Below are 19,663 nucleotides of genomic sequence, written 5' to 3'. Positions count from 1 at the left end.
CATTTATTTAAAGTAGTATTATATATTGCTTTAAACATGATTCTGAGTTACCATTAAGGTGTATTTTAAATACACCTTTAAATAGATTATTAATGATACCCATTCATGGGTATCTGTAACCTTGGATCACTGTGAAATAAGTACCCTGTCACCCTAGAAGATTAAGAAAGGTGAATACGTACACACTAACAATGCTGCCAACATTAAATACGAAAGGGGTAATCTAATGCTTGACCAAAGTACGATTAAGATTGTCAAATCAACGGCTCCGTTATTGCAGGAGCACAGCCAGGAAATTGGTGAAAGGTTTTACGAATTGTTATTCTCACGCGTTCCAGATCTGTACAACATGTTTAACCAAACGAATCAAAAACGTGGTATTCAGCAAGGTGCATTGGCATATGGCGTCTATTTAGCTGGAGCCAATATTGACAATCTAAAAGCAATCGAATCAATGGTAGAGAGAGTGACCGAAAAGCACCGGGCATTAGGTGTTCAGGCCGAACAATACCCGGTTGTAGGTGAAACTTTACTCAAAGCTGTGAAAGATGTGCTCGGCGAAACAGCAACGGATGAGGTCATAGAAGCTTGGGAGAAAGCCTACAAAGCCATTGCAAATATCTTTATTGAAACGGAAGCTAAACTTTACCAACAGACGGAGCAACAATCAGGTGGATGGATCGAGAATCGTTCTTTTTATGTAGACCAAAAAGTGAAAGAAAGCGATGTCATTACTTCTTTTTATTTAAAACCTGAAGACGGTAAACCTATTTCCTCTTATAAACCTGGTCAATATCTCACAATACAGGCAGATATAGAGGGCGAAAAGTACTTTCATATGAGACATTATAGTTTATCAGATGCTCCTAATAAGGAGTATTACCGAATAAGCGTAAAACGCGAGGATTCACAAGACGGTGCACCAGCCGGAATTGTATCGAATTACCTTCATAATGAAATTTCAGAAGGGGATACACTATCTATTGCAGCCCCTGCAGGGGATTTCACGTATACAACAGAAGAACAACCGATTGTCTTGCTTAGTGGAGGCGTAGGAATAACGCCAATGATGAGTATGCTCAATACCTTGGTTGAAAATCATTCTGAACGTGAAATCACGTTTATTCACGCAGCTCAGAATAGTAATGTCCATGCGATGAGGGAACACGTTGAGAAACTAGCGAAAGAAAATCAGAACGTCACTTCTTTTGTATGCTACTCAAATCCTACTGAACAAGACCGATCCGAACATCGTTATGATAAAGAGGGATTTATTGATTTAGATTTTCTACAAACGGTGCTATCCGATACCCGGAAAGATTTTTACTTTTGCGGCCCCCTTCCTTTTTTGAAAGTGATAAACGGTGCTCTTAAGGAGTGGGGCGTACCAAACGAGCAAAGTACCTATGAATTATTCAGTCCAATCAGCACAATCGAGGAAGCATAAACTTTACTTAACATCACCACATAAGAGGTGTATATGCCATCCATTCTAAAAGAAGATGAAAAGGTGCTTGCAAGTGATGCTTCAGGAATCATTAAAACCCATAACAGAAAAATTGGAAACGTTTGAAAAAGAAATTGAATCCGTTAAAAAAGTATAAAAGAAGAACTAAAAAGGATGGTAGAAAAAGGTAAGTAAACATTCTTCCGCAAAGGAGCACGATTGCAGAAGAATGCTTACTCTTTTCTCGAGAACCCCTATGTTAAATCTTTTAAAACCATACGAAGAATTCGTATGGTTTTTGTATAGCAATCAAATTCGTCTAGGATCAGCTTCTTAAGACAAATAACCCCGAAATTAATGCGTCATTTACCACTGAAATTCACAGGGCAGTTATCTTGAAATCAAGTCTTCCACATAAGGGCAGGATTGTGGAAGACTCAGTTTCGAGATAATCTAATTATTGGGTGGATTACCTAGTATCTTTTTTGCTAAATTTTATGAAGGTTTCTCGAGTAGTAATCCTGAGGTTATCCTATATGGAGAAGTTTGTGGGGTAACTCCAAAACAAACTTCAAAATACCATGGGGGTGTAGAAATAAGTCATGCGAATTGTTGCAAATATTGAAACACAGGACACTTCCAAAGCAAAACACTTTTACGAGAAAATACTAGGACTTGATCAATTAATGGACCTTAGATTTATTGCAACCTATGGATCTAATGAGAAAATGGCACTCAAATCATTTTTTATCTGAGGAAGGATCTGGCACACCAGTACCTGATTAGTTAATTGAAGTTGATAACCTAGACGAAGTTCTTACTCGTAGGGGTGATACCAGCTAAGCGGTCAAACCCGCAATAAGGAAATATCAATTTTTAATACTACTAACACGTATACCCCCATCCTGTTTTGGATGGGGGTAAATGTAGGTATTTTTATAAAGCGTACTTTAGCAACAAAGTAGTTTAAAGATTTAAGTTTTATTCACAATCACACCCGATGTAATATAAGGTTTGTGAAAGAGAACTAGGTATAATTATAATTGTTACCTTTAGCTTATTTACTAAAGCTCCCGTTCTCCGTTCCTTATTAAAATTAACTGGCTATAATAGTCTTCAAAGATTTGACATATCCGTTTAACAGTTCTTCCTTATTCTTTGCTGAGAGCTTATAATAAGGTACTTCCGAAGGGAAAGTTAGACTGCTGAGGAGAATGCCCCCTATTTGATTGGCAAGGAGACCTATGTCCGGTTTATTTTCAAGTCTAGCGAAGTGAATTTCCAATCCTTTTTTGAGCCCGTTATAAATAATAATCGGAAAATTAATATCTTCAGCTAAATGGCCCATAAAACTTTCGGCTAGAAGTGTTTTGGCAAGCTTTCGATTTTTTGACAGAGCCGTAAGCCGATCATCAAGTATGCGCCTTAAAAAATCCTCTGTCTCCGGTTCTTCTGCAAACTTCATGACTTTTGTATGGAATTCATTCTCAAGTGCTTTTTTCACCACGGTCTCAAACAGGTTCTGCTTCGTGGAAAATTTGCGGTAAAGCGTCACCTCAGCCACGTCTGCTTCCTTGGCGATTTCCTGGGTTGTGGTCTGGAGAAACCCTTTTTTGATAAATATTTTGATTGCCGCATTCAAAATCTGGTCTGTTTTATCTCGCATATTTGTTTCACCCCATTATAGTTTCCGATTCACTTTCCTTGCCACCCTTTGTATGCACAAATCGGTCAAAGAGCATCAAGATTGCAGGCAGAACGATAATCGTGCTGATAAGAGCGAAGGAAATGTTCACTAATGTCATCATACCAAAATTGCTCAAGATCACGAAGTCGGAAACAAGCAAAGCACTGAAACCTCCGATTGTTGTAAAAGCTGAAGCAAAAATGGCCTTGCCGATTTTTTGGTTGGCTGTTATGATCGCTTCCCGTCTCTCTGATCCTTTTCGACGTTCCTCATAAAATCGTTCCATAATCAAGATAGTGAATTCCGTGCCTATACCGATAATAAGAGCACCAAGGGTTGCCGTGAGTGGTGTATAGTTGATGTCAAACAGGTACATCATTCCACCTGACCAGCCGACAATGAACAAAATCGGCAGTAAAGGAATGAATGCCTTAACCGGGTGACGGTAAATCAACAGCAACACCATGAAAACAAGGCCCATCCCTAACAGCGTCATTTTGTATCGGCCTGTTGTCAGTGCGGTAACCATTTCCACATCCAGAACCGATTTACCGGTTACTGTCGCATCGATGCCTTCCGGCCGGTTATCTGAAACGTATGCTTCCATTCTTGCGATGAAATCCTGCAATTCTTCTGCCTCAAGATGCTTGATGCCGACATTCAAGACAGCGCTGTCTCTATTTTCATTCACAAAAAGCTTCAACTGTTCTTCCGGCATATCTGCTAGAATGTCGGCTGTTTCTTTCTGATCCGGCATCTCTCCATCATTTGTTTGCTTCAACAGCGCTGACAATGAATTTGTATCGACCACGACAGAAGGGAATTCCCGTGGAAGAGAAGTAGTCAATTCTTCCGTCCATTCCAGAGATTCCTCATCAAGTACATCGTCTGTATTGTACATGATGGAAACCTGGTCAGTGGTGCCTAAGATATCACGTAGCCTGTGAATATCCTCCAGTTCCTGAGTATCCTGAGGCATAAAGGTTTCCACATCTGTTTCCACTCCCGTGTTCATATCTCCCCAAATACCGATAGCTGCTGTGGCAATGGCTATAAAAAGGATTAGCCATCTGAGTTTGATGATCAAGTTGGTGAGTGCACCAAATACCTTCTCCACTTTGGAATGCTCATTCTTTACCTTTCTACTTTTTTCTCTTGGTTTTGCAAAAAAATGATCGCGGGTAAATAAGATCGGAATTAGGATGAACAATCCGACGATGAAGCTAACGACCATACCAATAGTCAGCATTTTTCCGAAATCTTGTATCATAGGGACTGGTGACGTATACAAAGCTAAAAACCCCACGGCTGTGGCCAAAAGAGCTGTAAGGATGGCAGGTGCCATCTTGGTAACAGTCTTTTTGGCGCTTTCAGTGCTTCTGTTTTCCATCGTTTATTGTTCCTCCCCTGTCATTTCTTCTGTATATCTGCTCTGGAATTGTATGGCATAGTCGATCCCTAGTCCAATCAAAATTGGGAACACCGCCATCGAAACCATTGTGATGGGCACACTGAGCCATCCCATTAATCCTACCGTTCCAATTACTGCAATCATTATTGTCACAAGCGGCAGTATGCGCCATCTCACCCGGAATACAATTCCGAGAACGAGAATCATGAACAAGATGGAAAGCCCCATCATTTTTTGCATGCTTTTTTTCATCTCCGTCCGTATCGAATCATCCAGTACCGGCTTGCCTGACACCATTGTGCTTATTCCTTCTATCGGATTCTCTTTTAAGTAATCCTTTACGAAGGAAACAAGTTCACTTTTATCGGCATCCGTTGCATCACCAGTAAACTTGACCATGAATGTCATGTACCGACTGTCAATAATCATGTCATCAAACATACTACGGAGCGATCCGTCATCCTCATAAATCATTTGATCGAGGGTCTCCTGTTTTTTCGGAATGCCAGGCGACGTGCTGTCTGAGTAAGTGATCATTTCTCTGAGATTTTCACTGATGGAACCGAGGTTTTCGCCCATCTCTGCGAGCCCCTCTCCGAGTTCTTCCAGATCCTTTTGCTGCTGAGCCTGTTGTTCTTTCATTTCATCCAGTTGACCCTGCTGTCTTTTTAGTCCTTTTTCCATCTCCTGCAGGCCATCGATGGTATTATTGGATACATCGGGAAGCTGGGCGCTTTTTTCGGAGGCGTTAACCATCTGATCAGCCATTCCGTAAAGTTTCAGTCCAATCTGTTTCAACTCTGCTGCCTGTTTCTGCTGTGCCGGTTTCCCTGCAGCGGCCTTATCCATTTGTGTGGAGGATTGCTGAAGTTTCATTGCAACATCCTTGAGTTGACTGCCCATGCTGGAATAGCTGTTTACTAATTTCCCTGTTCCCTGCTCCATTTTTTTCTGTCCTTCGATCATTTTATCGATGCCTTTTTCCATTTCAGAAATTTTGGATCCAAAATTCGGGAAACTTGACTGGTTTGAAGCATTTTCCTCGATATTTGTACTGATTTCTTCCAATCCCCCCCCCATTTCTGCAAGCCCGTCAGCCATTTCCGTAAGGCCTTCTTCATATTTACTTGCTTTATTTTCGGATATATGTTGAACAGCCGTATGAGAGCCGACTATTGAATAAATACCATCTTGTGACCTTAACTGGCTTTCGAGATCCTTCATTTGCTTAAACGTGTCAGGTTTCAGCAAATCGGATTCACTGTCAGCTCCATAAATCACAATTACTGATTCGCCGCCAAACTCCTGTTCCAAGGTAAGATTATTCTGATAAACCTTTGTGTCTTCCTCAATAAGTGTGTTGTTTCCTGTTGCCATTTCCACCTGCTGTGCCCCGATGGCAAACAGTAATATAGCAACTATAGTAATCGTTATTACTTTTATTGGATTCTTTACGGTCCTGTTTGCAATTGTTTTCAGTACCCTCATTAATTCCCCTCCATGTTTGTTAGTAATAACTTTCATTATATTTGTGAATGTTAGTAATCACTTACTAATAATATATCCTTTTACTTTTTTTTGTCAAACTTAATTCTCTTGAAAAGGAAAGACCCTCTAAAAAATAAGAATAGCCTCTCTTTTCTAAATGGAATAGGAAAATTGCCAGGCAAACAAGTTCCAAAACGGGAGATGCCATAAGGTTAATATAGTTCAAATACCGTTTAGAAATACTACATCACGTCAAATGAATTAGCACATAAAAAAGTCTAAGGTTTGAAAAAACGTATAGATGCGCTTGTTCTATTTCAACACCAATAGAATTTCCTTTAACAATCTGGGCTGCCGGGATTAAAAATGTTCCACAACCAATATTCATTTTCTTTCGTTAGCTCCAATGTCTGCAATATGAATATATTGGGTCAAATAAATTATTCCACATTTCCTCATTTGGAAAATCAGACTCTCTATATCTCATTTTATATCTTCTTTTTGTGAATAATAAAAACATCAAATTTTTATCTACATTCCATAATTTGCTAACCCTTTACAAATTAAATTATATATTATAAAATTCAACTATTCAATCAATTAGTTGAATTGGTTAGGGGTGATGATTTGGAACCTAGAGAATTTAAAGACCTTGTGTACAGTCAATTCGCTCGAATTAGCAAAGCTCTTTCTAGTCCAAAGCGCTTTGAGTTATTAGATTATTTATCACAAGGACCCAAAACAGTAGAGAGGTTATCTAAAGAAGCGAATATGTCTGTGGCAAATACTTCGAAACACCTTCAGTCACTGCTTGACGCAAAATTAGTGAAATTTAGGAAGGATAAAAACTTTGTCTTTTATTCTTTAGCAGATGATAACGTAGTTGATCTCTTGCTTTCGGTTAAAAACTTAACTGAAGTGCAGTTTAGTGATATTACACGCGTTAGAGAAGACTATATAGAAAGAAATGAAAAGATTAAAATTGTGCAACTTAAAGATATGTTGAAAGAGATTCAAGAAGGCGAGGCTGTTCTAATCGATGTCAGACCAGATGATGAATATAAAAATCAACATATTTCGGGAGCGCTATCTATACCTGTTCAAGACTTGGAAGAGCATATTTCCTCTATTCCAAAAGACAAAAAAGTAATCGCTTATTGTCGTGGGCCATATTGTGCTTTTGCGACACAAGCTGTAGAAACTTTAAACTCACTTGGATACGAAGCTTATCGTATGGAAGAAGGGGTTCATGAGTGGAAACAAGCTGAATATATCCATTAACTCTAAGGAGGATTTTTAAAATGTTATTTCGTCAATATTTACACACTAATCCAGTAGCAGCATCGTATTTCTTTGGTTGCGGAAGTCAATCACAAGGGGTAGTGGTAGACCCACTAGAAGACCAAGTTGATTTTTATGTAAAGGAAGCTCAGGATTTAGGCATGAATATTGTTTATGTCATTGATACACATATTCACGCTGACCATGTATCAGGTGCAAGAAAATTAGCTGAAAAAACAGGTGCAAAATATGTACTTCATTCTTCAGCAGATACAAGTTATGACTTTACTTCAGTTGAAGATGGGGATGAATTATTAGCAGGAAATACACTACTAAAATTCTTGCATACACCGGGTCATACACCAGAACACATTTCTATAGTGGTTTCAGATAAACGTAGAGCTGATGAACCTTGGTTCGTCTTAACTGGTCACACGTTAATGGTTGGGGATGCCGGAAGAACTGAATTGGCTGTGTCTGTAGAAGAAGGAGCAAAAGATTTGTATCAAAGCATACAAAAGATTACTCAATTAGAGGACCATATTGAATTGTTTCCGGGGGCATTTTCAGGCTCAGTTTGCGGACGTGGTTTAAGTGGTAAACCTTCTTCAACCGTTGGGTTTGAAAAACGTCACAATGAAGCATTAACATTCGATAACGAGAAGGAATTTGTTGGTTTTATGACATCTAACGTACCACCACAACCAGAAGGTTTTAAAGAGAGGAGAAAAACTAACCAAGGAAAATAATAATGTGGAGAACCTCTTTTCTGGTTCTCCCTTTTTGGGAGGTGAATGGTTTGAACAAAGTACAAATTGGAATTAAAGAGAATTTAATAAATTTCATACTTTTAGTTGTTACGAACTTCTTTGTCGGTTCAATGGTTGGTTTGGAAAGAACCATTCTCCCTATTATTGGTGAAGAAGACTTTGGTTTAGCGTCAGCAAGTGCGGCATTATCTTTTATTATTAGTTTTGGATTTTCAAAAGCAATTGTGAATTACTTCGCTGGTGCCATTGCAGAACGATTAGGAAGAAAGAAAGTCCTTATTATCGGTTGGAGTATTGGACTATTAGTTCCTTTACTGGTTATATTTGCAACTTCATGGTGGATGATTGTAATAGCAAATATTTTCTTAGGTATCAATCAAGGGTTAGCTTGGTCCATGACTGTAAATATGAAAATTGATATATCGAAGCCTACGCAACGGGGATTGGCAGTTGGGTTAAATGAATTTGCAGGGTATGTAGGGGTAGCTGTAATGGCTGCCGTCTCTGGTTTTGTTGCAACAAATTTCTCTAACCGCCCGGAACCATTTTATTTAGGTATTATTATTGTTGTAATTGGTTTTATCTTATCATTACTTGTAAGGGATACAGAAGAACATATAAAGCTTCAAACAAAATCATCCAAAAATAATGGACGGACTTTATCTGCCAAAGAAGTTTTCAAAACAACTACATTTAAGAATAAAAGTTTATCTAGTATCACTTTTGCAGGGTTAAGCACAAACCTTAAAGATGGTATGGCTTGGGGACTTTTTCCGTTATTCTTTACAGGAGTTGGCTTAACCGTATCACAAATCGGAGTGTTAGTTGCTATTTATCCAGCTTCATGGGGATTTTTCCAACTATTCACTGGAGCGTTAAGTGATAAAATCGGACGAAAATGGTTAATTGTTGGTGGGATGTGGCTTCAGGCCCTTTCTCTATGGATGATTTTATTTGTAAACCAATATAGCCTTTGGTTCATAGCAGCTATTCTTTTAGGTTTAGGAACCGCACTGGTATATCCAACCCTACAAGCTTCAATTAGTGATGTAGCACAACCAGAATGGAGAGCTTCATCAATGGGGGTTTACCGTTTTTGGCGAGATAGTGGATATGCATTTGGGGCCTTATTTGCAGGATTGTTAACAGATACACTAAATGTCAATTGGGCGATTGGATTAGTAGCTTTATTACCATTAAGTGCAGGGCTAATAGCAGCTATTCGATTAAATGAAACTTTGCCGTCTCTCAATAAACAACCTTAAAAGTAATAATCAAAAACCGAGCTGGTATTAGGTTCACTTGGGCTTTAAAATGTTCAGTGCCCCAATTATTTCGGAAATATTGGGCGATGGATTCAGAGATTTTGGCAGCGGTTTTCGCTCATCTGGCCATAATAACCAAAACTTGGAAAATCACTTTACTTGATTAGAGTGGTGTCGTTGTTGTTTTAGTTTTAACTTTATAAAACTACCCAATGGATAGAATCGCCTGTTTAGGTAGGGATGCTCTTTTTGACTTCAAAGAGCAAAAAGTAATAATGCCGAATTTTCTATCTATATTAATACAACGCTAATGATGCATTGTATTGCACCTAGTTTGAAATATTATATATAGGGTTAATTTATTAAATAATAGTGTAGTGAAAGAAGGGAATAAAATGAAGAAAAACATTTTTTTACTAATAGGACTGATAACAATTACTTTATCAGGATGCGGAATGATGAACACAAATAATACAGCAGAAAATATTGATGAAGGTATGATGAACGAAGGAATGTCACCAGAAATATTAGCTGATATGATGATGACAACAGAAATGCAAGAAGCTATGGTCGATGTTATGGCAAGCCCTAAAATGCAAGAACAAATGGTTGAAGTCATGAATACACCAGAAATGCGAAGCACAATGGTTGATATTATGAGTACACCGGAAATGAAAGATGTTATGGTTAATGTTATGAAATCGCCTGAAATGCGTGATGTATTAAAAGAAGTTATCAATGAATAAAGATTTTCAAGCTAAAAACCTCTCTTAGAGTAATTTAGGGGAGGTCTTTATATTCACTTATCTCTTTTTCGAAAAGAAGACCAAAGTGATGTGGTGACCCTTTATTGTGGAAAACACCACATACATAATAGCGGTGTTTTCGTTTACTTCCATCTTTTCGAGTATAGGTAGTGATAGATGGAACCATGCCTTGACCACACCTAAGACATCTTAGGATACTACTTAATAGGAAAGGCTCGTGGGATTGACGCTGTTTAAAAGACTTACTCTGTCTGCGGGCTTGGACAATATTCCAAAGTTCGTCGGAGATAATTGCTTCGTGTTCTCCTTCGACTACAAGGAGTTACTATTTTTGCCACGTCTTCTCTTTTTATCCCATTTCTCAACTTGTAACCATTGGATTTCACTATTATAGACAGTATTATCTAATATTGACCGAAATCGTTAAAAACCTAGACGAGAAAGTATTACATTCCATACTTGATTACTGAAAATCAAACGGCTTTTAGATTAGACGAGTCCTTATTATAATAAAAAATGTGACACTCGCTAAGATACGGGTGTCACATGGTATGATCAATACTCTATTTCTTCATAGTCTTTTGGTTGAGGTACAGGACGTGGTGTACGGTTCATCTTTTCCTCGGTACTGTAATAATCCGCAGGATTTTTGTTTGACTGTTTCTGTTTTTGCACTTTTCCTTTCCTGTCCATTATTATCACCTCCATTTTATAACAATCAATGTTCATCTAACTTATAGGCTTATATTCTCCACTATATCAGCTAGTTATACAAGGTACACCATTCATTAAAGCTAACCTTCACCAGTACTGAACATATTGTTAAGTTTAGCTTAGCGTCAACGTAAAGAAGTAAACACTAACCAAACCTTCCAGCTTTAAGTCTGGGGGAGTTCATGGGGATTTTCATTCGTACCAGTATCTGTTCGGTTGCTTGGGTGGTTTAGATAAAGAGTCATATAGTCATTCTTGCATCGTATTCTTTGTGAGTTCCTGTAGTTCACTGGATGATCATTCTATGACGTCTTCTTGGTCAGGAGTTTTCCATTTGTAGGGGTAAGTCTCGCCTTTCGGATTTAATGGTTTAACGTCTACATGCTAGGGTTATTGTCCATTCTTGTATATTAAAAATTAATATCCTATTGAACTAAATCCAGCCAAGCGTAGAAATGTTGGAGATATTCTTATATTGAAGATATTAGTTTAGCATGTATATTAACCATCCTACGCAACAAAGCATTCTGGTTGGGGATGAAGATAGCACTTATTTAGAGGTTCTCACTTACTGTCCAACATCAAAAAGGGGCTTTTTAGAGTATAAAAACCCTCTGTTTTCTTCAATCTAATAAAACATACAATTTATCCCTAATAAGATGAAGAAGAAGAAGAAGGTTTGTATCCGCAACGTCAGCGAACTCATAAACATCCTCGTGTGCGGGCGAAAAACCGCATTGTGTCAGGTTCCAACCAGTTGTGGGAAGTTGATGTGAAGTATGGCTATATCTAGGCGAAGACCGATTCTTTTTTGTCCTACCCTATATCGATGTGTATGATCGTAGTATCATAGACTATCATATTGGACTAGAGTGTACTGCGAAACAAGCAGCTCAGGCACTTCAACGGGCTCTATTTAAGCGTCAGTGGTTTAATGATGATCAAAGGAAACTGACTATTCGTAGCGACAATGCGCCTCCATTCACTTCCCTCGCTTATGGGGCGGCCTGTGATGACTTCGGCGTGGAGCATGAACGGATTCTACCCAAAAAATGCGAATGCTCATATCGAATCGTTCCACCGTCTTCTTGAAGATGAGTGTTTCAAGCGAGAGGAATTTGAAAGTTATGCGCATGCCTATGAAGCTTTGGTGTGGTATATCCAATTTTACAATGAGCGCCGTATGCATGCCAGTATTCAAACCTTACTTTACCAAACTCATCATAATGGAAAGATTACACAAGAAGCTGAGACCGTCTAGCCTTGGATAAGCCCTAGCGATGTCCCATACCAAGGGCTTATTCCAAGGCTAGAATGCGAATGCGCAGTAGCAATTACTAGAAAATCAAAGGAACTATGTGTAATTTAAAAATAAGTCACTGTATTGTCCAATTTCAGGGGGTGATCCGGTGAAGTAGGTAATCTAAGAGTGATATGATTTAATGGGTGAAACGTCTGATTTTATTGTAATTCATATCATAGGTGGAGTGTGACAACTATTGAAAAAATATACAAAATATAAAGTTCTGGCAATCATAGTCACTAGTTTTTTCATTGTCAGCTATGAATTAGTTAGACACTATGTATTAATTGATTATTTGTCAAAAAATATAGATATTCTCTTTTCTTCAATTCTTTTTATCGTCGTTTCCATTAGCATTTCACATCAGATTTTTCATACTTTAGAAAAATTAGAACTTCAAACGTACCAAAAAGAAATTGAAGCAAAGGCCATGTTTGATAACAGTGTTGATGGGATATTCGTCTTTAATTCAAAGGGAAAAGTTCTAAATATGAATCAGGGAGCAAAAACGTTAAGTGGATGGGATTTAGATTATTCACTTACATTTGAAATGCTTTTTAATAATTCTCTGCCCTCTTTCGAACTAGATTTTTATAGTAGAGAAACTGATTCTTCTCGTATTTTTGAGAGTTATCTAAAAAAGAAAGGTGGAATTAACGTTCCTGTGAGTCTGACGTTGTCGTTTATGAATGATCTAGATAAAATTGCTGTTATAGCAAGGGACCTATCGGAAAGAAAGCAGATGGAAAATGTAATAAAAGAGCTTTATGCAGAAGCCACTCAGAAACATTATGAGACAGAAATTTTGTACCAAATATCAAATGAGATGGCCACTATTCGTGAATTGAGCACTCGTGATGCTCAAACCATATTCGAAACAGTTTCACATAAAATTCAGAAATTATTAACTGTATCTGATGTAGCTATCTTACTTCGGACCTCCAGTTGGGGGGGGTATTCCTTAATTGCTTCTACTCAAAATGTTGATCTCCCTGATTATGCATTCTTAAAGAAAAAATGCTGGGAGGATTTTGAGTTCATAGAAGGTAAGATAATTGTTCCATTTCAAAGCAATGACGAGAATTTGGGATTCATTATTGCAGAAGGAGCTGAAAAGATCAGATCCTCTATACAGCAACAGGAATTAGTGAAGAGTATTAAACAAATCTTCTCAATTACAATAGAAAATAGTCAGTTATACCAAAAACTTAAGGGAGTCACGATAATAGAGGAAAGAGAGCGGTTAGCTCGTGAAATGCATGATGGTTTGGCTCAAGATATCGGTTCGATCTCTATGAAATTACAAGTACTAAAGAGTCTTATCCTTTCCAATAAAGGAAAAAGCATCGATTCTGTAAAATTGCAAAAGTTAGCGAATGAATTAGAGAGTTTGACTAACGAAGCTTATCATGAGATACGGCATCATCTATTTAACTTGCGCACTCCGTTTCAAATGCAGCAGTCATTTAATGAATCTCTGGCTAATTATGTCGGCATTTTCGAAAGGCAGACGGGGATAAAAATAAACCTATTGCTTGATGACTCCTTTACTAATGACAATCACAACTTATCACAAGATGCAAAAGTGCATCTCATTCGTATTATTCAGGAAGCTTTATCAAATGTAAAAAAACATGCCAATGCAACTAAGATAACTCTTAAAGCAGCCCAACTGAGGGACGGAGGATTGGAAATAAAGGTAGATGATAATGGAAATGGATTTAATTACGAAAATGCTGAAGGTCATCAAGGACATTATTATGGATTGGAAATTATGAAAGAAAGAGCGAATTTATTTGGGGGGGGCTTACACATAGACACCAAAAGAGGGGAGGGGACACGAATTACTTTGTCCATACCTTAGAGAGGAGAGCATGATGAATAAAATAAAAATATTAGTTTGTGATGATCATGAAATTTTACGTAAGGGTATTGTAGAGTTATTGAATTTACAAGAAGGCATGAAGGTCATTGGAGAGGCAATAAATGGATTAGAAGCTGTGGAACATACAGAAAATATGGAACCTGATGTAGTGCTAATGGATATCCAAATGCCTGAATGTAGTGGTTTAGAAGCGGTAAAAAAAATACGTGAGCACAATAAAGCAGTCAAAATAATCATGTTAACTGTTTCAGATGAAAAAAAAGATTTATATACGTCCATTAAATACGGAGCGAATGGTTATTTGTTAAAAAACATGAATCTAGATGAATTATTTGCTCATATTCATGGAGTGTTAAAAGGAGAAGCTTCTTTTTCTCCCGGATTAGCCAATAAACTTTTGCATGAATTTAAGTGTATGGCTGAGCAACTTCAAAGTCAAAAAGGTTCTCAATATAACTTGAGTGATAGAGAAATGGATGTACTGGAACTTGTGGTGAAAGGTCATTCTAATGAAGAAATTGGAGAGCAGTTATTTATTAGCCAGCATACGGTGAAAAAACACCTCGGGAACATACTGCAGAAGCTTCATGTGAACAATAGGTATCAAGCGGCATCCTTTGCTATAAAAGAGGGACTCATAGGAGAGTAAGTAGACAATAATTTAAATAAGATAGAAATATAATTAAAAATAATAGTAAAAAAGAACGAGATCAACCACTTAGCAGTACCATTATAAATACTACCTTCCTCTTTTTAAAGTGCACCTATTTCTACTATAAGAAATCAAATGTTTTGGCTACAATTATAATGTAGACATTCGATATATTCACGCACAAGGAGGAAGGCAAATGATCGCACGTAAGTTAATCTTTTTGGCAGGGGCACTCCTTATTGCAGGTGGTTTACTAGCAGGGTGTTCAACATCTGATGAAGCTGCCAAGGATCAATCATCTGAAGAAGAAATAGAGACAGAAGAAACTGGGGAGCAAGAAAGCAAGGCGGATGAAAAAAGTGAACCAGAGAAAAAAGATAGCTCTGAGAAAGATGATCATGTTATAGATGTTTCGGCCTTTGAAATGGGCTATGACCCGAAAGAAATCACATTAACAAAGGGAGAGGAATATGAACTCGTTTTAAACAATGACGGAGAAATGTTCCATGATTTAACTCAAAAAAAGTTGGATATAAAAATCACTTATATGAGCGAAATGGCTGATCATCCTGAATCATTATCTTTCTTAGATAAAATGTTGGGTGTTAAAAAATCGTATGCGAGCGGTGATCATGACGGTGGTCACGAAGGAGAAACTAAAAACATTCATATGAATGCAAAATCCGGCCAAACGGTGCGGGTTAAATTTATTCCTCAAGAAAAAGGAGAATTTGAATTTTTCTGCAGTATTCCAGGCCATAAAGAAACTGGTATGGTAGGTAAATTCATAGTTGAATAGTATGCAAAAACCCAAATGTTAATCACATTTGGGTTTTTATGTAAGAAACAAATTCAAATTATAGCCTTCATATTAAATGGGTAAATTCAATCTTGTTCCATATTTTCTTCACAAATAATGCATAGATACTTATCACATTGAAGTTGGTACTGAAATATTTTTTATCTTCCTTCAATTACTTTACGTATTTGTTTATATTCTTCATCATTGATTTCGTCTTTTACATAACGTTCTACCGGTACTGTATTATTGGTGATATTTAACAATATGAAGTATCTAATTTGGTTGTCTAAGATTTAAACTATCATCGAAGCGTAGTTAAATCACTAAGGATATGGAAAGGTACTAGGTTTTTGTTCCCTACCTCAGGTTGCAACCAATAAATGTTTAAAAAAAAGGTGTCCCTCCAGCGGTTGGCAACGGATCCATTTGATTCATTATTTAACTATTTGGATGAATTCACACAAATTCCACATAAAATTCGTTTATAATTCCCATAGAAATATTTTTGGGTAATATTGGTGAAGAAAGTTCAGAAAGGTGTGTCATGTAGTGAAAAATCGCAAGAAACGATTAATAATGCGTGTTTCGATATTGGGCATATTCGTCCTTCTAATCGGGTTTGTTTTATACCAAAATTTCACTAAGGATTCGGGTCTTGTTAACGCAGGGGACATGGCACCTGACTTCAAATTGGAAACACTCTCTGGCGAAACCGTTCAATTGAGCGATTACCGAGGACAAGGGGTATTCTTAAATGTATGGGCAACGTACTGTAAACCTTGTGAAGAGGAGATGCCTTATATCGAAAATCAATATCAAGTCTTCAAAGACAAGGGTGTTCAGGTTTTGTCTGTCGATGTAGGGGAGACTACTGTTGCAGTACAAGCTTTCGTTGATCGTAAAGGGATGACGTTCCCAGTTTTAATGGACAGGGGTGAAAATCTACTAAATGCTTATGGAATTGGTCCGATTCCGGTGACCTTCTTAATTGATGAAAACGGTCAAGTTGTGGATCGTATTACGGCTGGAATGACGGAAAAGGAAATCTCCGGCTATATGAAGAGAATCCAACCTGATGATTGGAGGAATCCAAATGGCTGATGTCAATATACTGTTGGCGTTCGGCGCCGGGTTTTTATCATTTATATCCCCTTGCTGCTTACCATTGTATCCAGCGTTTCTATCTTACATAACAGGGATGTCGATTGATGAATTGAAAACTAAAAATTTGTTGTCTCAAAAACAACCTCTTTTACATACGTTATTTTTCCTCTTTGGATTTTCAATTATCTTTATCGCCATAGGTTTTTCTACTTCGTGGATTGGGGGGTGGTTTATTCGTTACGATGACTTAATCCGACAACTGGGTGCCATTTTAATTATCTTTTTGGGTCTTGTCACCGTTGGAATCTTTAAGCCTGGACTCTTAATGAAAGATTATAAGGTTTCTTTTAAGAATCGCCCTCAAGGTTATATTGGATCGAGTGCCGTGGGAATGGCTTTTGCCGCGGGGTGGACGCCATGTACGGGTCCCATCCTTGCCGCGGTTATTGCTATGGGTGTGTCGTCTCCAGATCAAGCAGTGATCTATATGATCAGTTATGTATTAGGCTTTTCTATTCCTTTTATAATCATGGCACTGTTTATTGGACGTTTAAAATGGATTAAAAGGCATAATAGGAAGGTTGTGAAATTCGGAGGTTATGCCATGATTTTCATGGGTATCTTTTTATTTTTTGGGTGGATGACGCAATTGACTTCCTTTATAACAAACCAGTTTTTCGGAGGATGGACGGGGTTTTAAATGGAGGAAGGGGTCTAGTCTATAAATGAAATTGCAGTAAGAATAGATTCTGTTTTTATCCACTCGTTGAATTACACGATCTTTTAGATAAATTAACATAAAAAAAGAATCGTCTGTTTTAGAATGGGACGATTCTTTTTTTAAATATTCAATTTTATCTTTAGTTTAGTAGATTCGGATAAAGACTTTTCACCAGGAGGCGTGTATGTATTTGCTTGGTTGTATTCAGCGATGGCATTTTGAAATTGCTTTGTTGGAACCAAACTACATAATTTCCTCAAACTTTTTGTGTAAGCTAGTAAATGTTTTATATTAAATTAACTAACTAGGAGTGAACAAAGAAAATAATGAAGAAGTCAATATTATCTTTAATAACAGGTTTAATCTTATTTTTTATCCCATTTAACGTACTTGCTCATGGCACAGAAGAGCATGCTGGTGAAGAAATTACAAATTATTGGAATTATGGTATAGCAGCATCGCTATTGATAGTCGTAATTTTTCTAGTTCTATTTGTTTTAGTTAAATCAAAAATGAAAAAGTTAAATCTAAAAACAAAAGACAATCGAGAGAAACGTAATTCCTTATCTAAGCAAAGCACCATTTATAAATGGGTCCTTATTGTGTCTTTATTATCAGTAATTCCTCTTGTGATTTTTGCAAACGTAAATAAAGAAGAGAAAATAACATTTAAGCATATTCATGGTTTAGGCTATACAAGTGATGGAGAAGAATTATATGTCCCAGCACATGATGGGCTAAGAGTATACAAGGACGGTTCTTGGACTAATCCGAAAGAAGGAGACAACCACGACTACATGGGTTTTTCTATGTTTAGTGATGGATTTTTTAGCAGTGGGCACCCTGCACCTGGTTCGGACTTAGCCAATCCTCTTGGTATAGTCAAAAGTACAGATAAAGGAAAAACACTCGAACAATTGGGTTTATACGGAGAAATTGATTTTCATGGAATGACTGTCGGATATGATACAAGAGAAATCTATGTATTTAACCCTTCTGAAAACTCACAAATGGATCAAACGGGATTTTATTATTCTGTAGATGAAGCAAAGACATGGACCCAAAGTGAACTTAAGGGGCTTCAAGGGAAGGCTATTGGATTGGCAGCACATCCAACAAAACAAGGAATCGTAACTATAGGCACAAACCAAGGCATTTTCTTATCAGATAACTATGGAAATAGTTTCAAAAAACTACCTGTTTCAGGGGCTGTATCAGCCGTTTCTTTTGACCACCAGAACAACTTGTTGATAGCCACTGAGTCGAATGTTGCAAAGCTTTTACAATTAAACCTATCTACGAATGAAATTAACGAACTGTCTATTCCTGATTTGAAAGATGATGTAATAACTTATGTGAAACAAAACCCTGCCCATAACAATGAATTAGTTTTTGCCACTAAAAAGAGAGATATCTATTTTTCACATGATGAAGGGGAAACTTGGGAGCAGAGTGTGGATGAAGGAATAGCAATCACTCATTAATGGTTTTCGTTGAAATGTGAAGACATGGTATTACTATTACAATTAAGTGGAAAATAAAGATATAAGTTTTCAATACTCACAGATAACACAAATCTATAAATTACTATTAAATAAAAATGAGGGGTTTAGATGGATAACAAAATCCTTGTTGTTGATGATGAGTGGAACATGAGAAATTTAGTTAAGATCTATCTATCTAAAGAGAAATTTCAGATTGATGAAGCCAAGGATGGGAATGAAGCCATAAAGATGGCTAAGCAGACACCATACGATTTAATAGTTCTGGATATCATGCTCCCAGATATTGATGGGTGGGAAGTTTGTTCAACCATACGCAAGATTAAACAAGTCCCTATTCTCATGTTAACGGCACGAAATGACGTTAAGGATCGAGTCCATGGTTTGAATCTTGGTGCGGATGATTATCTAATTAAACCATTTGCTTCTGAAGAATTAGTTGCCCGAGTCAACGCCTTGCTTCGCCGCCAGATGATAAATGAGGAGTCTAATGATCGTTTATTACACTTTGAAAACTTATTAATCAATGGAGAAAGTAGAGAGGTTCAGGTTTTTCAAACCCTAATTGAGTTGACTCCTAAAGAATTTGATATTCTTTATTTAATCGCTGGTCAATCAAGGCGAGTGTTTACTCGAGAAATTCTACTAGATAGAGTTTGGTCACCAAGTGAATTTCGTGATTTAAGAGCTATCGATACACATGTAAAAAATATAAGGGAGAAACTCCGAAAAATGGGACTTTCTTATAACCCTATAAAGACGGTTTGGGGTGTGGGTTACAGATTTAATACACCAGAGGATCAGACATAAGATGAATAACGTTGTTCTAAAACTTGGTGGGACCATCATGGCGTTGTTTTTAAT

At 37.3% G+C, this 19,663-nt stretch carries 19 protein-coding genes and 1 pseudogene; 15 read left to right on the top strand and 5 right to left on the bottom strand.

What is annotated here, in order from left to right; genetic code table 11:
• Positions 1-226: 226 nt before the first annotated feature.
• Together hmpA and ACFQIC_RS00095 are read left to right on the top strand one after the other, a co-directional pair.
• The gene (gene hmpA / locus ACFQIC_RS00100) at positions 227-1,447 is read left to right on the top strand and encodes an NO-inducible flavohemoprotein (protein WP_204711991.1); all 1,221 of its coding nucleotides are present in this window, start codon (positions 227-229) and stop codon (positions 1,445-1,447) included.
• 602 nt (positions 1,448-2,049) lie between these two features.
• Positions 2,050-2,202 (top strand): VOC family protein, encoded by a 153-nt coding sequence (locus ACFQIC_RS00095; RefSeq protein WP_204711990.1) that lies wholly within the window; start codon positions 2,050-2,052, stop codon positions 2,200-2,202.
• Between the two features lie 341 nt (positions 2,203-2,543).
• On the opposite strand, the gene ACFQIC_RS00090 is transcribed toward ACFQIC_RS00095, so the two are convergent.
• The 3 genes and pseudogenes from ACFQIC_RS00090 to ACFQIC_RS00080 all read right to left on the bottom strand — a co-directional run.
• Positions 2,544-3,113 carry a TetR/AcrR family transcriptional regulator gene (locus ACFQIC_RS00090; protein WP_204711988.1) on the bottom strand — a complete coding sequence of 190 codons (570 nt, stop codon included), beginning with the start codon at positions 3,111-3,113 and terminating at the stop codon, positions 2,544-2,546.
• A 7-nt stretch (positions 3,114-3,120) separates the two neighbouring features.
• Entirely contained in the window at positions 3,121-3,891 is a 771-nt protein-coding gene (locus tag ACFQIC_RS00085) for an MMPL family transporter (protein WP_390216882.1), read from the bottom strand.
• Positions 3,892-4,329: 438 nt separating this feature from the next.
• Positions 4,330-5,490, bottom strand: a pseudogene (locus ACFQIC_RS00080) (MMPL family transporter); the annotation flags it as partial.
• A gap of 1,170 nt (positions 5,491-6,660) precedes the next feature.
• Between ACFQIC_RS00080 and ACFQIC_RS00075 the strand changes: the two are divergent.
• From ACFQIC_RS00075 to ACFQIC_RS00060, 4 genes are all read left to right on the top strand, one after another.
• A complete protein-coding gene (locus tag ACFQIC_RS00075) occupies positions 6,661-7,314 on the top strand; it encodes an ArsR/SmtB family transcription factor (RefSeq protein ID WP_204711982.1) in 654 nt (217 codons plus the stop codon).
• 20 nt (positions 7,315-7,334) lie between these two features.
• Complete coding sequence (locus tag ACFQIC_RS00070) at positions 7,335-8,063, top strand: MBL fold metallo-hydrolase (RefSeq protein ID WP_204711980.1); 729 nt, start codon at positions 7,335-7,337, stop codon at positions 8,061-8,063.
• A gap of 50 nt (positions 8,064-8,113) precedes the next feature.
• Positions 8,114-9,349 carry an MFS transporter gene (locus tag ACFQIC_RS00065; protein WP_204711978.1) on the top strand — a complete coding sequence of 412 codons (1,236 nt, stop codon included), beginning with the start codon at positions 8,114-8,116 and terminating at the stop codon, positions 9,347-9,349.
• A 395-nt stretch (positions 9,350-9,744) separates the two neighbouring features.
• Positions 9,745-10,095: a GerD family protein gene (locus ACFQIC_RS00060; RefSeq protein WP_204711976.1), complete on the top strand. Its 351-nt coding sequence runs from the start codon at positions 9,745-9,747 to the stop codon at positions 10,093-10,095.
• Positions 10,096-10,129: 34 nt separating this feature from the next.
• On the opposite strand, the gene ACFQIC_RS00055 is transcribed toward ACFQIC_RS00060, so the two are convergent.
• Both ACFQIC_RS00055 and ACFQIC_RS00050 read right to left on the bottom strand, forming a co-directional pair.
• The gene (locus ACFQIC_RS00055; protein WP_390216881.1) at positions 10,130-10,282 is read right to left on the bottom strand and encodes a hypothetical protein; all 153 of its coding nucleotides are present in this window, start codon (positions 10,280-10,282) and stop codon (positions 10,130-10,132) included.
• 389 nt (positions 10,283-10,671) lie between these two features.
• A complete protein-coding gene (locus ACFQIC_RS00050) occupies positions 10,672-10,809 on the bottom strand; it encodes a hypothetical protein (RefSeq protein WP_204711973.1) in 138 nt (45 codons plus the stop codon).
• 852 nt (positions 10,810-11,661) lie between these two features.
• On the opposite strand from ACFQIC_RS00050, the gene ACFQIC_RS00045 reads away from it, so the two are divergent.
• The 9 genes from ACFQIC_RS00045 to ACFQIC_RS00005 all read left to right on the top strand — a co-directional run bounded on the left by ACFQIC_RS00045 (position 11,662) and on the right by ACFQIC_RS00005 (position 19,609).
• Complete coding sequence (locus ACFQIC_RS00045) at positions 11,662-11,922, top strand: hypothetical protein (RefSeq protein ID WP_204711971.1); 261 nt, start codon at positions 11,662-11,664, stop codon at positions 11,920-11,922.
• The gene (locus tag ACFQIC_RS00040; RefSeq protein ID WP_204711969.1) at positions 11,861-12,091 is read left to right on the top strand and encodes an integrase core domain-containing protein; all 231 of its coding nucleotides are present in this window, start codon (positions 11,861-11,863) and stop codon (positions 12,089-12,091) included. The genes ACFQIC_RS00045 and ACFQIC_RS00040 overlap by 62 nt, the downstream gene beginning before the upstream one ends.
• 238 nt (positions 12,092-12,329) lie before the next feature.
• Positions 12,330-13,997 (top strand): ATP-binding protein, encoded by a 1,668-nt coding sequence (locus ACFQIC_RS00035; RefSeq protein WP_204711967.1) that lies wholly within the window; start codon positions 12,330-12,332, stop codon positions 13,995-13,997.
• 13 nt (positions 13,998-14,010) lie between these two features.
• On the top strand, positions 14,011-14,667 hold the full coding sequence (locus ACFQIC_RS00030; protein ID WP_204711965.1) for a response regulator: 657 nt from the start codon (positions 14,011-14,013) through the stop codon (positions 14,665-14,667).
• A 199-nt stretch (positions 14,668-14,866) separates the two neighbouring features.
• Positions 14,867-15,469 carry a plastocyanin/azurin family copper-binding protein gene (locus ACFQIC_RS00025; RefSeq protein ID WP_204711963.1) on the top strand — a complete coding sequence of 201 codons (603 nt, stop codon included), beginning with the start codon at positions 14,867-14,869 and terminating at the stop codon, positions 15,467-15,469.
• Positions 15,470-16,021: 552 nt separating this feature from the next.
• Entirely contained in the window at positions 16,022-16,573 is a 552-nt protein-coding gene (gene resA / locus ACFQIC_RS00020) for a thiol-disulfide oxidoreductase ResA (protein WP_390216880.1), read from the top strand.
• Entirely contained in the window at positions 16,566-17,276 is a 711-nt protein-coding gene (locus ACFQIC_RS00015) for a cytochrome c biogenesis CcdA family protein (protein ID WP_390216879.1), read from the top strand. Before resA ends, ACFQIC_RS00015 begins: the two co-directional genes overlap by 8 nt.
• Positions 17,277-17,623: 347 nt before the next feature.
• Positions 17,624-18,781: a F510_1955 family glycosylhydrolase gene (locus ACFQIC_RS00010; RefSeq protein WP_390216878.1), complete on the top strand. Its 1,158-nt coding sequence runs from the start codon at positions 17,624-17,626 to the stop codon at positions 18,779-18,781.
• A 129-nt stretch (positions 18,782-18,910) separates the two neighbouring features.
• Positions 18,911-19,609 carry a response regulator transcription factor gene (locus ACFQIC_RS00005; protein ID WP_390216877.1) on the top strand — a complete coding sequence of 233 codons (699 nt, stop codon included), beginning with the start codon at positions 18,911-18,913 and terminating at the stop codon, positions 19,607-19,609.
• Positions 19,610-19,663 lie beyond the last annotated feature (54 nt).

Origin of the sequence: Halobacillus seohaensis (genome assembly GCF_042663045.1) — a bacterium.
Classification (GTDB): Bacteria; Bacillota; Bacilli; order Bacillales; family Halobacillaceae; genus Halobacillus_A; species Halobacillus_A seohaensis.
Note: the sequence above shows the minus strand (reverse complement) of the source record. Positions and strands in the feature narration are given on the sequence as shown.

What these genes read in the sequence shown, in the direction of transcription:
- hmpA (WP_204711991.1), top strand. Translation starts at nt 227, where the DNA reads ATGCTTGACCAAAGTACGATTAAGATTGTCAAATCAACGGCTCCGTTA.
- ACFQIC_RS00095 (WP_204711990.1), top strand. Translation starts at nt 2,050, where the DNA reads ATGCGAATTGTTGCAAATATTGAAACACAGGACACTTCCAAAGCAAAA.
- ACFQIC_RS00090 (WP_204711988.1), bottom strand. Translation starts at nt 3,113, where the DNA reads ATGCGAGATAAAACAGACCAGATTTTGAATGCGGCAATCAAAATATTT.
- ACFQIC_RS00085 (WP_390216882.1), bottom strand. Translation starts at nt 3,891, where the DNA reads ATGCCGGATCAGAAAGAAACAGCCGACATTCTAGCAGATATGCCGGAA.
- ACFQIC_RS00070 (WP_204711980.1), top strand. Translation starts at nt 7,335, where the DNA reads ATGTTATTTCGTCAATATTTACACACTAATCCAGTAGCAGCATCGTAT.
- ACFQIC_RS00060 (WP_204711976.1), top strand. Translation starts at nt 9,745, where the DNA reads ATGAAGAAAAACATTTTTTTACTAATAGGACTGATAACAATTACTTTA.
- ACFQIC_RS00055 (WP_390216881.1), bottom strand. Translation starts at nt 10,282, where the DNA reads ATGGTTCCATCTATCACTACCTATACTCGAAAAGATGGAAGTAAACGA.
- ACFQIC_RS00050 (WP_204711973.1), bottom strand. Translation starts at nt 10,809, where the DNA reads ATGGACAGGAAAGGAAAAGTGCAAAAACAGAAACAGTCAAACAAAAAT.
- ACFQIC_RS00040 (WP_204711969.1), top strand. Translation starts at nt 11,861, where the DNA reads ATGAACGGATTCTACCCAAAAAATGCGAATGCTCATATCGAATCGTTC.
- ACFQIC_RS00030 (WP_204711965.1), top strand. Translation starts at nt 14,011, where the DNA reads ATGAATAAAATAAAAATATTAGTTTGTGATGATCATGAAATTTTACGT.
- ACFQIC_RS00025 (WP_204711963.1), top strand. Translation starts at nt 14,867, where the DNA reads ATGATCGCACGTAAGTTAATCTTTTTGGCAGGGGCACTCCTTATTGCA.
- ACFQIC_RS00015 (WP_390216879.1), top strand. Translation starts at nt 16,566, where the DNA reads ATGGCTGATGTCAATATACTGTTGGCGTTCGGCGCCGGGTTTTTATCA.
- ACFQIC_RS00010 (WP_390216878.1), top strand. Translation starts at nt 17,624, where the DNA reads ATGAAGAAGTCAATATTATCTTTAATAACAGGTTTAATCTTATTTTTT.
- ACFQIC_RS00005 (WP_390216877.1), top strand. Translation starts at nt 18,911, where the DNA reads ATGGATAACAAAATCCTTGTTGTTGATGATGAGTGGAACATGAGAAAT.